Here is a 561-nt window from a genome sequence, read left to right on the forward strand (position 1 = left end):
CTGTCCGTCGTCAGAACATTCGGCACAACTCGCGGCGTAGATTAGCGGAGTGCGGACCTCGTCAGGGGGTTGATGTTAGGCGGCGAACTTGCGGTGCTGCAAGCGCCGATGTTCGATGGTCTGTCGCTTGATCCTTTCGCGCAGTTTGATGATTGCCGGAGCCCTGCCGAAGTAGGCGTCGGCAGGCGTCACATTGGCCAGGCTCTCGTGGTATCGCTGGTGATTGTAGTGCTCGACGAAGGCCTCGATGTGGGCTTCGAGGTCGCCGGGCAGGAAGTAGTTTTCCAGCAAAATGCGGTTTTTCAGGGTCTGGTGCCAGCGCTCGATCTTGCCCTGGGTTTGGGGATGACACGGGGCGCCGCGGACATGGCTCATCTTCCGGGCCTCGATGTATTCCGCCAGCTCACCCGCGATGTAGCTGGGGCCATTATCGCTGAGTAGCCGAGGTTTGTGCAGCACCGTGGCGCTGTCGCAACCAGAAGCCGCCAGGGCGAGGTCCAGCGTGTCGGTGACGTCCTCGGCTCGCATGTTGGTGCACAGCTTCCAGGCGATGATGTAGCG

At 61.1% G+C, this 561-nt stretch carries 1 protein-coding gene; it reads right to left on the reverse strand.

Annotation, left to right across the window (positions count from 1 at the left end; genetic code table 11):
• Positions 1 to 75 precede the first annotated feature (75 nt).
• Positions 76 to 561, reverse strand: a 486-nt coding sequence (locus tag PX554_RS26590; protein WP_275505051.1) for an integrase core domain-containing protein, incomplete at its 5' end; no start/stop codon positions are given.

The organism is Sphingomonas pollutisoli, from assembly GCF_029167165.1.
GTDB lineage: Bacteria > Pseudomonadota > Alphaproteobacteria > Sphingomonadales > Sphingomonadaceae > Sphingomonas > Sphingomonas pollutisoli.